The organism is Eubacterium callanderi, assembly GCF_900142645.1.
In the GTDB taxonomy this organism is placed as follows: Bacteria; Bacillota; Clostridia; order Eubacteriales; family Eubacteriaceae; genus Eubacterium; species Eubacterium callanderi.
Genome location: NZ_FRBP01000001.1, coordinates 1 through 13,120, shown reverse-complemented (window position 1 = coordinate 13,120; position 13,120 = coordinate 1). Strand labels below are relative to the sequence as shown.

General features: G+C 54.1%; 16 protein-coding genes. 13 read left to right on the top strand and 3 right to left on the bottom strand.

All coding sequences use genetic code 11. The annotated features are described in order from the left end of the window. The first annotated feature begins 140 nt into the window (after positions 1–140). The 6 genes from BUC22_RS00080 to BUC22_RS00055 are packed head-to-tail and all read left to right on the top strand — an operon-like array spanning position 141 to position 5,387. Positions 141–2,195 (top strand): VWA domain-containing protein, encoded by a 2,055-nt coding sequence (locus BUC22_RS00080; RefSeq protein WP_013381715.1) that lies wholly within the window; start codon positions 141–143, stop codon positions 2,193–2,195. A 24-nt stretch (positions 2,196–2,219) separates the two neighbouring features. Then, complete coding sequence (locus BUC22_RS00075) at positions 2,220–2,699, top strand: signal peptidase I (protein WP_158308595.1); 480 nt, start codon at positions 2,220–2,222, stop codon at positions 2,697–2,699. 14 nt (positions 2,700–2,713) lie between these two features. Further along, positions 2,714–3,349: a hypothetical protein gene (locus BUC22_RS00070; RefSeq protein WP_013381713.1), complete on the top strand. Its 636-nt coding sequence runs from the start codon at positions 2,714–2,716 to the stop codon at positions 3,347–3,349. Between the two features lie 45 nt (positions 3,350–3,394). Further along, the gene (locus BUC22_RS00065) at positions 3,395–4,030 is read left to right on the top strand and encodes a spore coat-associated protein (protein ID WP_013381712.1); all 636 of its coding nucleotides are present in this window, start codon (positions 3,395–3,397) and stop codon (positions 4,028–4,030) included. A 33-nt stretch (positions 4,031–4,063) separates the two neighbouring features. Then, positions 4,064–4,624, top strand: a complete 561-nt coding sequence (locus tag BUC22_RS00060) for a SipW-dependent-type signal peptide-containing protein (RefSeq protein ID WP_013381711.1) — start codon at positions 4,064–4,066, stop codon at positions 4,622–4,624. A gap of 46 nt (positions 4,625–4,670) precedes the next feature. Next, positions 4,671–5,387 carry a hypothetical protein gene (locus BUC22_RS00055; RefSeq protein ID WP_013381710.1) on the top strand — a complete coding sequence of 239 codons (717 nt, stop codon included), beginning with the start codon at positions 4,671–4,673 and terminating at the stop codon, positions 5,385–5,387. A gap of 253 nt (positions 5,388–5,640) precedes the next feature. On the opposite strand, the gene BUC22_RS00050 is transcribed toward BUC22_RS00055, so the two are convergent. From BUC22_RS00050 to BUC22_RS00035, 3 genes are all read right to left on the bottom strand, one after another. Beyond that, positions 5,641–6,951 (bottom strand): M18 family aminopeptidase, encoded by a 1,311-nt coding sequence (locus BUC22_RS00050; protein ID WP_013381708.1) that lies wholly within the window; start codon positions 6,949–6,951, stop codon positions 5,641–5,643. A 15-nt stretch (positions 6,952–6,966) separates the two neighbouring features. Further along, positions 6,967–8,397: an APC family permease gene (locus BUC22_RS00045; RefSeq protein WP_013381707.1), complete on the bottom strand. Its 1,431-nt coding sequence runs from the start codon at positions 8,395–8,397 to the stop codon at positions 6,967–6,969. Positions 8,398–8,660: 263 nt separating this feature from the next. Further along, positions 8,661–9,392, bottom strand: a complete 732-nt coding sequence (locus BUC22_RS00035) for a LytR/AlgR family response regulator transcription factor (RefSeq protein WP_013381705.1) — start codon at positions 9,390–9,392, stop codon at positions 8,661–8,663. A 320-nt stretch (positions 9,393–9,712) separates the two neighbouring features. Here BUC22_RS00035 and BUC22_RS00030 point away from each other — a divergent pair, with 320 nt between their 5' ends. The 7 genes from BUC22_RS00030 to BUC22_RS00005 all read left to right on the top strand — a co-directional run. Then, complete coding sequence (locus BUC22_RS00030) at positions 9,713–10,066, top strand: hypothetical protein (RefSeq protein ID WP_013381704.1); 354 nt, start codon at positions 9,713–9,715, stop codon at positions 10,064–10,066. Beyond that, positions 10,041–10,202, top strand: coding sequence for a hypothetical protein (locus BUC22_RS21620; RefSeq protein ID WP_013381703.1), 162 nt, complete (start codon positions 10,041–10,043; stop codon positions 10,200–10,202). The genes BUC22_RS00030 and BUC22_RS21620 overlap by 26 nt, the downstream gene beginning before the upstream one ends. A 227-nt stretch (positions 10,203–10,429) precedes the next feature. After that, positions 10,430–10,900: a hypothetical protein gene (locus BUC22_RS00025; protein WP_013381701.1), complete on the top strand. Its 471-nt coding sequence runs from the start codon at positions 10,430–10,432 to the stop codon at positions 10,898–10,900. Then, positions 10,860–11,813 (top strand): phage antirepressor KilAC domain-containing protein, encoded by a 954-nt coding sequence (locus tag BUC22_RS00020; RefSeq protein WP_081474246.1) that lies wholly within the window; start codon positions 10,860–10,862, stop codon positions 11,811–11,813. Before BUC22_RS00025 ends, BUC22_RS00020 begins: the two co-directional genes overlap by 41 nt. After that, positions 11,810–12,421: a hypothetical protein gene (locus BUC22_RS00015; RefSeq protein WP_013381699.1), complete on the top strand. Its 612-nt coding sequence runs from the start codon at positions 11,810–11,812 to the stop codon at positions 12,419–12,421. Before BUC22_RS00020 ends, BUC22_RS00015 begins: the two co-directional genes overlap by 4 nt. Before the next feature lie 2 nt (positions 12,422–12,423). Next, the gene (locus BUC22_RS00010; protein WP_073381793.1) at positions 12,424–12,624 is read left to right on the top strand and encodes a hypothetical protein; all 201 of its coding nucleotides are present in this window, start codon (positions 12,424–12,426) and stop codon (positions 12,622–12,624) included. A gap of 9 nt (positions 12,625–12,633) precedes the next feature. Continuing rightward, the coding region (locus BUC22_RS00005) for a sigma factor (protein WP_073381791.1) at positions 12,634–13,120 on the top strand (487 nt) is incomplete at its 3' end.

The window sequence follows — 13,120 nt, the reverse complement described above, 5'->3', positions numbered from 1 at the left end:
TAAAAGAGGATATCGAACATTTTAAGAAATACTCAAGATAACGGTGCTGTCAAAAAAATTTAAAAATCCAGAATAAGAAAACGAAATCCGTCAAACGACGATAATAAACGTTTTCAAAAATATTCTGGAGGAAAGGATGTATGCTGAATATGAAAAAAACAGGAAAACAAATTATTGCAGTCATCGCTCTGCTGGGCATGCTGTGGAGCAGCGGCTTTTCTGTTTTGGCAGCGCCGGAGCCGTCATCCCCCAATATCGAGGTCACCAAGACGGCCGCGCTGAAGGACTGGGAAAGCAGAACCTACCAGATCAACCTTGGCGCAAAGGCCAGTTCTTCAGCGGTCGGCGCCGCGGATGTGGTGCTGGTTATCGACCGGTCCGGGAGCATGGGCGAGCGCTACGATGGAAGCCGGCAGACTAAAATGGAGGTGCTGAAGGATACCGCTAAGGATTTCATTACCCAGCTGAGCGCGCAGTCCCCGGCCAGCCAGGTTTCTGTCGTGAGCTACGCAAGCGACTCCAAAACCAATATAGGCCTGACGTCTCTAGACACACAGGAAAATATCCAGAGCCTTAACCGGGCCATTGATAAGCTTTGGGCCAGTGGCGCCACACGGTCAGATTTAGGACTGGAGGATGCGTACAGCGTGCTGGGCGCAGCGGATTCAGGAAACAAGCAGTTTGTCATCTTTTTGACCGATGGGGAACCAAACAGCTACTCGGGATTTGACAGAGAGATCGCGGCGAGAGCGGAGAGCACCGCCTCGATTATTAAAGGGGAGGACTTAATTAAAAGAGACGGAAGAATATTTGGAGATTATGACGGCAGCCTTGATGATGGCTCCAGCCATAACCCAGACTGGGAATTTGAAGGAGACCCCTTAAGCGCTGAAATCTTCTCGATTGGGATCTTAAAAAGCTGGTCGTCTCAAAGAGTTCACGATTACCTGAACTATATTGACTCACAGCACAGCGCGGCTCTCGCGGATACTGCGCAGGCTCTGCAGGATATTTTTGAAGCCATCACACACCAGATCGCGGTGACAGCAACGGTAAGTGACGTGCTGGACAGCCGGTTTGAGCTGACCGCTGAGCAGAAAGCCGCCTTTGACACCGCAGGCGTCGCATATACCGAAAACGGTGACGGCACCACCACCATCGTATGGCCGGATAAAGATTTGTCCGGAAACGGCTGGCAGGCCTCTGTTGAGGTGAAGGCAAAAGACAGCTTTATCGGGGATAACAATGTGCCCACCAACGCTGCCGGCTCAGGGGTAAGTGTCGACGGGGTGCTGGTGGCGCCCTTTGCTTCGCCGACGGTGAATGTGCGACGGCTGAAGCTGAAGAGCCAGGATGTTGACAAAACCATTTTTTATGGTGATTCGCTCAGGCAGACCGGCGTCACAGACGAAGCCGGCCTGGAAGCCATGATGCTGGGCTGGGACGACGCTGAGAACATCCGTCCATCTATCGGCGATGTTTTTGATGCGCCCTACAATCAGGGGCTCATTAAAAAGGCCTGGCAGCCTGAACCCTGCACACCAGAAGAGCTGGACAGAATACCGGACAGCGGCACCGTCTATAAGCTGAGTGTCACGCAGTCCGTCAACCCTCCGACAGAGGCGTCAACCAACAGCTCGTCTGGAAACGTCAGTGTGGCGGGGGATAGCCTGTCCGGGCAGTACACAGTGCATGTGGTAAAAGGGCAGCTTGATATTACTAAAGAGATCGACGCCCAATATACATCTGATACGCGGCCGAACACCAACCAGAGCTTTGTTTTTAAAATTGAGCGGCGGGACGAGCTGTCCGGGCCGGTTCAGGATACCTTCTATGAGGTGATCAGCTTCGCGGCCAATGAGGATACAAAGGTGAAAACAAACACCGTTCGGGGCCTTAGAAAAGGCTACTACACCGTAAAGGAAGAGAGCGGCTGGTCGTGGAAATACAATTTAACGGATTTAACCCAGGGCTTTGAGCCTGTTCCAGCCCCGGTGTATAAGCCCTCAGAAGGATTTTATTTGGGCGGTTCAGGGGATAACGGCACTGCGACAGAGGCCCAGCTTAACGGCACAGCGCCTTACCAGGGACAGGAAGGCAAGGCCCCCTCAGTGATAAGGGCCAGCAATGCCTTAAAGCAGAACACTGGTATTCTGGGGGATGCTGCCAACGCCCTGAACCGGTTTGTGAATTAAATAAAGTCCATGGTTATCCGAAAAATGTTATCCACCATTCTGACAGTACTGCTCTGTCTGATGATCCTGCTGCTTTCAGGCCTTCGCCTGCTGGGGTGGATCCCTTTAGCGGTGCTGAGCGGCAGCATGGAGCCGCAATACCCAGTGGGCAGCCTGATCTTTGTCAGGCCGGTCGCCGCGGAAGATGTAAAGTTGGGAGATCCCATTACTTTTTATATGGCAGACGGCAGAACCCTGGCCACACACCGGGTGACCCAGGTGGACGAGGCCAGCCAGAGTTTTAAAACAAAGGGGGACGCCAACGCCGTTGAGGATCAGGGAACTGTGTCCTTTGACCGGCTGGTGGGCAGCCCGCAGTTCTGTGTTCCTCTTGCCGGCTACGTCAGTATTTTGGCAGGGTCGGCCCAGGGAAAAATGATTCTGGGGGCAGCCCTTCTGGTCCTGGTGCTCCTGGCCTTTTTGCCCGGACGCCTGATGAAAACAAATGCATCCAAACGAAAATGAGGAGGTGAGAATGCGTGAAACGAAAAAAAGTCCGTGTCATTACAGCCGGTATCATTGGTATTATGCTGCTGGCGGCGGTAGCTGGAACCTATGCGTTTTTAAACGCGACCACAAATGTGAAGGAAAATCTTTTCAGCCCTAAAAAAATTGTGAATATCACAGTCTTAGAACAAGACCCGGCCAGCGGCAGGGACCGGCAGGAGACTGGTGAAAAAACGCCGCAAAATTATGCAGCGATCCAGGGTGGCGCCACCGTCCCTAAAAAGGTATGGATTGAGAACTATGATAACCCGGAGGGAAAGGTCACAGACGCTTATATCCGCATCCGGCTGGTGCCCAGAATTGTCTTTGACAGCGATAACGCGGGAACCGGCATCAGCCTGGAGGGGCAGATAAGCTATAATTTTGCGGCGTCTGGCCCGGGAACGGCTGACAGCGGCTGGCAGCAGCAGGGCGACTATTTTTACTACAAAACGCCGGTAGCGCCAGGAGATACCACCACACAGCTGTTGGAGAGTGTTTTACTGGCTCCGGGATTTGTAATGCCCGAGGGATGTCATCTGGAAATACAGGTGCTGGCCGACGCGCTGGACGCGGCGGATCTGGGCGCTGTAAAAGATACATGGGGTGCAGATACCCCCATTCAGTAATGGCCGGTCGTTAGAAATGGCCTTAAAGTGAAAGAGAGGTTTAAAATGAACAAAAAGAAATGGACAATTGGATTAAGTGCGATTGCACTGGCAGGGATTCTTGCCGTTGGCGGCGTGCTGGCCTGGCTGACCGCGCAGACAGCCACAAAGAAAAACACCTTTGTGGCGACGGCCGGCCTTTCAGGCGCCATACAGGAGGTTAACTGGGATGGGCTTGACTATGGTAACAACCCTGTAACCCCGCAGCCATCCCCCCTTGGCAGAGATATGGCAAAGGATATGCTGCCAGGCATGGTCATTCCCAAAAATCCACAGGTGAAAAACACCTCGCAAAAGGAGCCGGCCTATATCGCTGTCCGTCTGGATATAAGCTGTGACGGCGCGGAGGGCCAGGCAGCGCTGGACGCCGTCAGTGCGTTTGCAGACATCCGCTTTAACACCGGAGAATGGACAGCGCTGGGTACCTCAAAGGATGGGAAGGCAGTGGTCTATGTGTACAATACCGCAGTCGAAGCTGGCAGCGAAACCAGCGATGTCTTTAAATCGGTAAACGTGCACGATAACGCGAACGCGGCGGACATTAAGGATTTCCAAATCGACGCGGCCGGTTACCTGGCACAGGTTCAGAGCGGCAAAACAGCGGCGGACTGCATTAAGGCAGCTTTTCCGGATTTAGTTTAGCCATGAGCGCGAGTAACCTGAAAGGAGCGAAACATGAATAAAAAAAGAGCCATCGGAATCACTGCTGTTCTGTGCACTGCGCTGTTAATCGCAGCTGGGACACTGGCGTGGTTCACAGATGCCAAGAAAACTGAAAATATTATCACCATGGGAAACGTGCGGATTGATCTGACCGAGCCGGAATGGAAAGCGCCAACAGGCGTTGTGCCCGGCGGCGTTTACCCCAAGGATCCAACAGTGACCAATACCGGTAAAAACAGTGCCTATGTACGCATCCGCCTGACCCACGACGAGGGGCTGAGCGACGCCCAGATGGATGACATTGAGCAGGCGCTGGAAATTCAGAAAGACTGGGTGAAATCAGAAGACGGCTGCTACTACTATCAGGCGGTTCTGCCAGTTGGGCAGAGCACGCCAGCACTGTTCACAGAGCTGAGCATCCCGGAAACCTGGGGAAATGAAATTGTGGACAAAACCTTTACAGTGAATGTGCAGGCAGAAGCGGTCCAGTCCGACCATTTTACACCCCACAGGACAGAGAGCGTCATTGACGGCTGGGGAGACACGCATGTGGAGCCCTATCCGGGAGAATAAATGAACCTTAAAATAAGCCTGATTACCAGAGGAAAGGGGTGATTGAATGAGTGTGATGACATTTTCCAGAAAAGCAGCCGTTTTGCTTTTGGCGGTCCTGATCCTGCTGGCAATAAGCGGCGTGGGCGTCAGGGCTGAGAATGAGCGCAACGTCATTTATGACGGTGAGGCTAAAAAAATTGTGAGCCTGCCAGACGATGATCTGTTCTTTAATTATAAGGAGCTGGTGCCCGGCGAGGTTCAGGAGCAGAGAATCTGGCTCAACAATAAGGACTTTAACAATGTGAAGATGTACCTGCACGCCGAGGCAGCGGAGGCGGAAGGTTTTGACACACCAGAAGAAAAAGCGCTTTCCGACGAATTGTTAAACCGCCTGAGCCTGCATCTGGACCTGACAACCGCTGACGGAAACGTCCGGACCATCTATAACGGGCCGGCCTCCGGGCTGCCGGAAACCAGCGGCCAGGGGACCTTAAAGGATGATATTTTCATTGGCGAGTACACCAAAAATGACCAGGGAATTATCGACGCGACACTGACGGTTCCGGGGGATCTTGAGAATAAATACCAGGAAGCCCTGGGACGGGTGCACTGGGTCTTTATCTGTGATGTTGCGCAGAGTGGTTCAAAAACCGAGGGGTCTGGCGGCGCGCCGTCTACAGGGCTGTTTGGACAGCTTGACAGTATGGGTGCTGCCTATCTGTTGGTTTTGCTGGCATTATTAAGCGTTTCGGGCGTTATGGTTAACCGAAAAAAACGTTAAAAAAGCGCGCGGGAGAAGGCCGGAATGCTTCAGTGGAGCGGAGCAGGCTGGCCGTCTGAAGAGATTGGAGAAAGACTGGTGGAAAGGGCCAGTGGAAATAAAAGGTTTTGTAGATGTGTGAACAGCTCACGGGAGAGTGAAGTGAGCATTTAAAAAAGGAATGACCCAGGGAAAGCGCCATTTCCCGGCTGTCACAGGGCAGCAGGAGAGGATGCGGCAAGACGCCGCATCCTCTCTTTTGGCATAGGGGTGTCTATTCAACCACATACCGCCCGTCGCCCTCGCACCGGATTGGGGTTTCATAAAAATATTTTAACGCTTTTACAAGGTGTTCAGTGTCTCTTGCGCCGCCGGTTTCGTAGGGGGAGTGCATGGCCAGCTGGGCCAGGCCAATGTCTACAGTGTTCATGGGGGTGTGGGTGCTTGCGATATTGCCAAGGGTGGAGCCGCCGGCCATATCGGACCGGTTGACATAGTTCTGGACAGGGACGCCGGCCTTTTGACAGATGGCCCTGAAAATGCCGGCGGAGACCGCGTCGGTGGTATATTTCTGGTTGGCGCTGTGCTTGATGACAATGCCCGCGTTCATGTAAGGGCGGTTGGTGTCGTCCGTTTTTTCCGGGAAATTGGGGTGGACAGCGTGGGCGTTGTCGGCGGAGACCATAAAGCTGCCGGCCATGGCGCGGAAGGTATCCTCCCGGGTGCCTCCGGTGGCTTCTACGATGCGGGCCAGGGTGTCCTTCAGGAAGGTGGAGCCAGCGCCCTGCTTGGTGCCGCTGCCCACCTCCTCGTTGTCAAAGACGCAGTGCACCGCCACGTTTCGCGGGTGGACCGCGGCCAGAAAGCCTTTCAGCGATGCAAAGGCGCACTGGAGGTCATCCAGCCGCGGGGTGGAGATAAAATCATGGTTCGCGCCCCAGATGCGGCCAGGGTCCCGGTTATAAAGGAACAGCTCCGCGCCGGTGATGTCCGCTCCGGCCACACCGGCAGCCTCTGCCACAAGCTCCATAAGCCGCCCCCTGGAAGCGCCGTCGCCCACAAGGGGCAGCATATCCTTCTGGATGTTATATTCATGACTGCTGCCAGACTTGCGGTCCATGTGAATGGCGAGGTTTGGAATGAGGAACAGGTCCTGGTCCAGGTTCACCAGGCGGGTAAAGATCTGGCTGCTGTGCTTAACGACCACCCGTCCGGCCGCGGACAGGGGCCGGTCCAGCCAGGGCGCGCGGAGCATGCCGCCATAGCCCTCCACGTTCAGCTTGGTGTAGTGGTCCTCCACGGTAATCTCGGGGTTGTCCTTGATTTTAAAGGACGGGGAGTCGCCGTGGCTGGCGACAATCTGAAAGCCGGTATAGGCCCCCTCCGGAATTCTGAAGGCAATGAGAGCCGAGGCGTTGCGGGTGACGTAGTAGCCTCGGCCAGGCGCCAGCTGCCAGGCGCTGCTCTCTTCCAGCGGGATAAAGCCTGCTTCTGCAAGCTGGGCTTTCATGGTGTCCACCGCGTGAAAGACGGTGGGGCTTTTTCCAATAAAGGATAACAGTTCGTGATTTAATGGTTCGTTCATGGTGACCTCCTTGTTTTACGACAGATCCCTGGCGTTCTGATGTTTTGCGATGTAGGGCATGATAAAGCCCAGCAGAACCAGCACAACCGGGGTCAGAATGTTTAAGATCAGCTCAAAGGGCTCGTCGGAATAGATGCCGCCAATGCAGGCAATGGCGGTGACGATAAAGCACCAGGCGCCAAAAATGATGCCGACGGTTTTATTCTTGACAAAGTGATAGGCTGACGGGAACGCATTGCCGGCTTTTTTCAGGGCGATATAGGCCACAAACACCCACAGGTACCGCAGCGGCATACAGACCGAGTTCACCTTGACCAGCCATCGGACCAGCTCGTCTACGCTGCCAATGCCAAAGGCCGGCACCACAATGAGAATCCCTACAATGACTAAGACCATTTTATGGCCCTTAGTGTAGGCGCCGTACTTGTTCTGGACAAACAGCGATTTGGGGATGTACTCCTTATCCGCGCTGCCCAGTAAAATGCACAGCGGTGCATCAATGGAGAGGATCATGACCGTAAACTGACTGATGGCGTTGGTGAGGGCAAAGGCGATGACAAAAACGTTGCCCACGTGGTAGTATTCGCCAAGAGTGGCAAAGGCATAGTAAGCGCCGTTGGTCATCAGGTCTTTGGGGATATTGTTCGAGTCAAACATCATGCCCATAGCAATCGTACCCAAAACGGCGCAGACGCAAACCATGACCGCCAGGGCGATCATCCCAGTCGAGAAATCCTTTGACGGGTTTTTCATCCGGTTGACATAGGGGGACAGCTTTTCGCAGCCGCCCACGGCAAAAATGAGGATGGACAGGCCGGTGAAAAATTTCAAATCAAAGGTGGGCATAAAGGTCTGGAGCGACCAGTCGATCTGAAGGGTTTTGGCGCCGGTGATGGCCGGAGCGGCCATCATGAGCAGAATGTAGAGGATGGACATGACAAAGGAGGCCATACCAGCCACAGAGGCCAGCTTCTTGAGGATGCTGAGCCCTCTGGAGGCCAGCGCCAGAGCGACCAGGAAAATGGCCAGCCCGGCAAACTGCATGACAAGGGGGTTCATGTCACTGATGCGCGCGTCCTGGAAGATGGCCCAGCTGCTCGCGATCATCACCGAGTTTGGCTTCTGGGAAATGTAGGGCATGTGCACTACCCAGTAAGTCCAGCCTGCGTAGTAGGCCATGCGCGGCCCAATGGTCTGCATGATCCAAGAGCTCACGCCGCCCTCAGCGTCTTTGAAGGCAGACCCCAGCTCCCCAACCATGAGGGCGTAAGGCACAAAATACAGGGCGAAAATGATGATCCAGGCCACAATGGCCTTTAAACCATTGTATTCCGAAAAGCCGTTGATGACATTCCCGAAGCCCCAGACAGCTGTGAAAGCCATGAGCGCCAGGGTATACCAGCTCATTTTCTTTTCAACAGGTTGCGTGTCGAGTTGATTTTTCATAAAGAATACTCCTTTTTATGCAATTATATAACTTGGATTCCTTGTCTATTATGCAAGACCTGAAGGAAAAGGTCAAGAAAAAAGTAAAAAAATAACAGGGAGTCCCTTTTAATGAAAAAAAAATCGTGTTTAAAATCCAATGCTCTCATCTGCTTACGAAAAGATAAATAAAGAGAGGCTGCGGCGTAATGCCGCAGCCTCTCTTTATTTAATGGAGCATCAACCAGCGCCCGGAGCAGAATCTGAAATGACATGCGCATGGGTTAACGCATTTCCAGCAGGTAAGCAAGATAGGCGTTCCGGGCGTCCGCGTAAGCCCTGGTGATGGGGACCGTGGTGCCGTCCGCCATTCGGCAGCCCTCGCCGTTGACGGTCCGGATATGCTGCATATTGACCACGTAGGATACCGAGGTCTGCACAAAGCGCCCATCCTTGAGCAGGGGCTTGATAAAGTGGCTGAAAGACACCCGCTGCGTTTTGCTCTCAAGGACCCGGCCGTCTGTCAGACCGCAGAAAAAGCGGTGTTCGTAGGATTCCACATAGGCGATCTGATAAAAGGGGATGGTCTGCGCGCCCTCCTTTGTCCGCATGACCAGGCGGCGCGCGTCCTCGGCGTCAATGGTTTTGATGGCCTCGTCCAGCGTGGCGAAAAGGGCCTCCTGGGTCACAGGCTTGAGCAGATAGTCCTGAGCCCGGACACGGTAGGATTCCACCGCATAGTCCGATGAAAAGGAAAGATAAATGATGGTCGCCGAGCTGTCGCTTTCGCGGATCACCCTGCCCACACTCAGCCCGTCCAGCTCCGGCATGAGGATATCGAGCAGATAGATGTCAAAATGTCGGTTTTTTTCCAGCATTTCCAGTAAATTGCAGGGCGAAAGAAACTGGGAACAGGCAATATTGAGCTCCGGATGCGCTTCGGCATAAGCCGCCGCCAGATGGCTGATGCGTTTGAGATCCTCGGCCTCATCGTCGCAGATTGCGATTTGCAGCATATCTTCTCACCTCCCTGGGGTTTTGATCTGATTTTATCAAAAAACAGGCAGGGTTGTCAAATAGCCAAAAACGCCTTAATCAGGAGATAAAAGTTAAAAATGTGCAATATCATGTCAAAAGCGTGTAAACTCCCCTAAAGGGCTGAAAAAAGTATATAATTAAACGGTAACAATCCATAAAAAGAGGTGGCGGCCCAAATATCCAGCCAGACCATCGGGGCATTCCTGTGACCCGTTAAAAAACCGAGGACGATTTTTTCGTTCCCGGTTTTTTTATGGTCCGCCGCTGGCCGGGTAAAAACGCCAAAAAAGGAGTCGAAATGCAGTGTGTTTACAGTAAAAAAGAAATGAAAACGATAATCAATCGAGAGATTGTGGCCTTTGAGGAGATTTATAAAAAAGGCCGGCACCGGGTGCGCGTCTACTACAGCGACAGCACAAGCCGGCTGCTCAGTGAAAATATAAAGGGCTTTTACGAGCTGATCCTCCGCAGCACCGGCGTCTCGGTGCCGCACCGCCAGGCGCTGGCAGCCGAGATCGTGCGAGAAAAGCACAGGCGGGCCAAAAAGAAAAAGGTCCGACTTTCCCCGATTTACATAGGGCCTGGCTTGGCGTTTATGGGTTTTAAACGTAAAGAAGGACCCCTTTATGTGTGTCGGTCTAAAATTAATTAAGGACAATTTGCAGGCCTGCTACAGCGGCGTCCTTGAGACCCGCACCGGCCAGCGCTTTGAGCTGGACGTCTCCAACGCGGCCATCGACGCCCGCATGCGGGAGTGCCGGAGCGTGGAGCTTGAGCTCTGGCCCTGAAGCTTAAGAAAAACTTAACGCAAAAAACATGAACCGCTGCCTTTAGGTTTTAAGGACAGCGGTTTTTGAGCAGCGTCGGATATTTTTTAGCCTGAAAGTGCGTAAAAAATTTTCTTTTTGGGCGAAGGACAGGGGGTTAAGCCCATTTGAAGGGGACAGGTCATCCGGGTATAATGCACCCATAAGCTTAAATCAAACGAACACCGGTGTTCCCAGAGGAACAAACAATGAACAGAGAAAAACGTATTCCTGAACTCAATCAGATCCTGGCCTTTGAACAATTTTTAAACAGCGCACGCGGCGTGCGTGCCCTGGAGGACCGCACCCTTGATAAAAAGATCATCCCGGGCGGCCTGTCCCTTTATGGCGACACAGTGGCCATACTCCTCGGCAGCGGCATGAAGCCCTGGTACAACGCCTATGAGCTTTTAGACCTCCTCGGCTATGAGGACGGCGAAGGATGGTTCTTTGAGCACGCCTGCGATTTTGAGTGGCGCTTCATGGTGCGCCCCCTGCCGGTAAACCCCTATATCATCGACATCGCCCCCTTTGTGGATGAAGCCACAGCCCGCAGGCTGATGGAGAACGCCCCTGGCGGCGAAGATAAAACACTGGCCAGCGAGCTTTTCGAGGCGTTGCCGTGGGTGCTTAAAAAGGATGTCAAGGAAAATTACCGGGGAGGTGGACGCTGTGAATAAAAACCCCATGAACGCCCTGAGTATTGAGGAAGTCTTTGAGCACGAAACCTTTAAACGCATCCGCACCCTCACCGAGATGTCTGGAAACGGCGGCGAGCCCCAGATCTGGTTTGTGGCCCGGGATGTGTGCGCCGCCCTGGGTTTTAAGGACGCGGGCCACGCAATCAAACGCCATGTGGAGAGGGAGGATACGGCAAAACGCCGTATCCTCGACCCCAGAGGCTGCCATATGCCCACCACGGTCATCAACGAGAGTGGCCTGTACGCGCTGAGCATGGGCAGCAGGCTGCCCGCGGCCCGGCGGTTCAAGCACTATGTGACCAGTGTGATCCTGCCCTCTGTCTGCCGTCATGGGGCCCACATCGAGGACGAACTGCTCGGCAGGGTACAGGTGGACAAGGCCGCCTTCGACACCCTCATCGCCGCCCTGGCCCTGGCAGCTGATGGACGCCGGAGCGCAGTGGAAGCTCTTGAAAAAAGCACCGCTGAGGCGCATAAGTGGCAGGAGGCATGGAGGCGCCAGCAGCCCGAGGCCGCCTTCGCCAGGGACATCAAGACCTCCGCGGACAGCATTACCATCGGGGCCATGGCCAAGCTCATCCACCACCAGGTAAAGGATATGGGGCAGAACCGCCTCTTTGCCTGGATGCGGGCCAACGGGTATCTTTGCCGCCGCAAAGCATTTTGGAACGACCCCACACAGCGGGCCCTGGAGCAGGGCGTTCTGGAGCTGTACGAGAGCCGCACAGCAGATAAGAAGGGCCGGATGCGTCTGTACCGCAAGCCCATGGTCACCGCCCGGGGGCAGCAGTATTTTATGGAGGTGATCACCCGGCAGTTTGGCCGCGATGTTTTTGCCGAGGCCCCTATCGCCGGGCCGGGCAGCGCCCCTTGCGGTGAGGCTGCCTCATGAACTACCTGACCGAGCTTCTGAGCTTCTACCGGTTTATGGAGGCCCACCCCCTGTCGCCGCTGCTGCAGGCCTACTGGCACCTGCTCATGTATTACAACAACAAGGCCGCCGTACAGGCGGTCGACGGCCTCTGGTACTGGCCCGTCAGCTTTAACGTGCCTAACACGATCCTTATGGCCAGGCTGGGGCTTAAAAACCGCCAGGCCCTCTGGACACAGCGCCAGACACTCATTCGGGCAGAACGCCTGACCTACGTTCCAGGTATCGGCTCCCGGGCCGGCGTCTATAGCCTGATCCCCTTTGATCAAGGCCTGGCAGCCGTTTCGGTTGTGTCCGAGAACCGCCAAAGCCCGACCCGGGTCTGGACACAAACCAGAACCCCAGCCCGACCAGGCGCTCAACCATACCTAAATACTATAAACCAAAAACATGCTTCTCTATTGTATTCTAATCAGGAGAACGCGCCATTCATCCCCCAGTTCAACCTGCTCCCCCAGATCAGCGAGGAAGAGAAAGCCGTCATCCGGGCGCAGTACCCCGATGATGACGTCGCCGCCTTTAACGCCATCTGGGCCGCCAGGGAAGAAAAACAGAGAAAGGAGAAATGAACATGAATCAATATGGCACAGGTCCCGGCATCCTGCACAAGCGCAGTCCCTACCTGGTGGAAGCGGAATGCAGGGTGCAGGTGGGCTTTTATGCCCGGACTGTGGAAGAAGCGGAAGATTTATTCGGCGAGTACTGCCAGGCTGTGGAGGACAGGCACCCGGAGATTGTATTGAGTATGACGGATCTTTATGAGGATGAATAGGAGGGGTGAATGAATCAATACAAAGAGATCGACGCGTTGGTCGGAACCTACAAAAATGGACAGAAATACCCCCCAAACAGCCCAGAGCGGGAAAACGCAAAGGTGGCAGGAGAAATGCTCATCATAACCTTTAAGCCCCTGGTGCTGTCCGTGATGAGCAGGTTTCAGGTGCCGGATGAGCAGTTTGAGGATGGCTTTCAGGACGGTCTTCTGGCCTTCATGAAGGGATTGGAGCGCTTTGATCCTGAGCGCGGCGCAGCTTTTAATGCTTTTATACGCACCCATCTGTGTCAGTATTACAGAAAATGGAAAAGTGGGCGCTTTAATCAGTCGGTGACGGCCAAAAAACAGCTTGACGACAAAGCACCAGGAACGCAGGGGCTCACCTTTGCAGACACGCTGGCAGATGAAGCCCCCGGCCCCGAGAACGGTTTTATCTGGAAGAAAGAAAACGAGCGCCATCAAAGGAAACTGGCAGAGGGCCTTTCACGGCTGA

What these genes read in the sequence shown, in the direction of transcription:
- BUC22_RS00030 (WP_013381704.1), top strand. Translation starts at nt 9,713, where the DNA reads ATGCAGTGTGTTTACAGTAAAAAAGAAATGAAAACGATAATCAATCGA.
- BUC22_RS00075 (WP_158308595.1), top strand. Translation starts at nt 2,220, where the DNA reads ATGTTATCCACCATTCTGACAGTACTGCTCTGTCTGATGATCCTGCTG.
- BUC22_RS00060 (WP_013381711.1), top strand. Translation starts at nt 4,064, where the DNA reads ATGAATAAAAAAAGAGCCATCGGAATCACTGCTGTTCTGTGCACTGCG.
- BUC22_RS00010 (WP_073381793.1), top strand. Translation starts at nt 12,424, where the DNA reads ATGAATCAATATGGCACAGGTCCCGGCATCCTGCACAAGCGCAGTCCC.
- BUC22_RS00080 (WP_013381715.1), top strand. Translation starts at nt 141, where the DNA reads ATGCTGAATATGAAAAAAACAGGAAAACAAATTATTGCAGTCATCGCT.
- BUC22_RS00055 (WP_013381710.1), top strand. Translation starts at nt 4,671, where the DNA reads ATGAGTGTGATGACATTTTCCAGAAAAGCAGCCGTTTTGCTTTTGGCG.
- BUC22_RS00035 (WP_013381705.1), bottom strand. Translation starts at nt 9,392, where the DNA reads ATGCTGCAAATCGCAATCTGCGACGATGAGGCCGAGGATCTCAAACGC.
- BUC22_RS00045 (WP_013381707.1), bottom strand. Translation starts at nt 8,397, where the DNA reads ATGAAAAATCAACTCGACACGCAACCTGTTGAAAAGAAAATGAGCTGG.
- BUC22_RS00065 (WP_013381712.1), top strand. Translation starts at nt 3,395, where the DNA reads ATGAACAAAAAGAAATGGACAATTGGATTAAGTGCGATTGCACTGGCA.
- BUC22_RS21620 (WP_013381703.1), top strand. Translation starts at nt 10,041, where the DNA reads ATGTGTGTCGGTCTAAAATTAATTAAGGACAATTTGCAGGCCTGCTAC.
- BUC22_RS00015 (WP_013381699.1), top strand. Translation starts at nt 11,810, where the DNA reads ATGAACTACCTGACCGAGCTTCTGAGCTTCTACCGGTTTATGGAGGCC.
- BUC22_RS00025 (WP_013381701.1), top strand. Translation starts at nt 10,430, where the DNA reads ATGAACAGAGAAAAACGTATTCCTGAACTCAATCAGATCCTGGCCTTT.
- BUC22_RS00050 (WP_013381708.1), bottom strand. Translation starts at nt 6,951, where the DNA reads ATGAACGAACCATTAAATCACGAACTGTTATCCTTTATTGGAAAAAGC.
- BUC22_RS00020 (WP_081474246.1), top strand. Translation starts at nt 10,860, where the DNA reads ATGTCAAGGAAAATTACCGGGGAGGTGGACGCTGTGAATAAAAACCCC.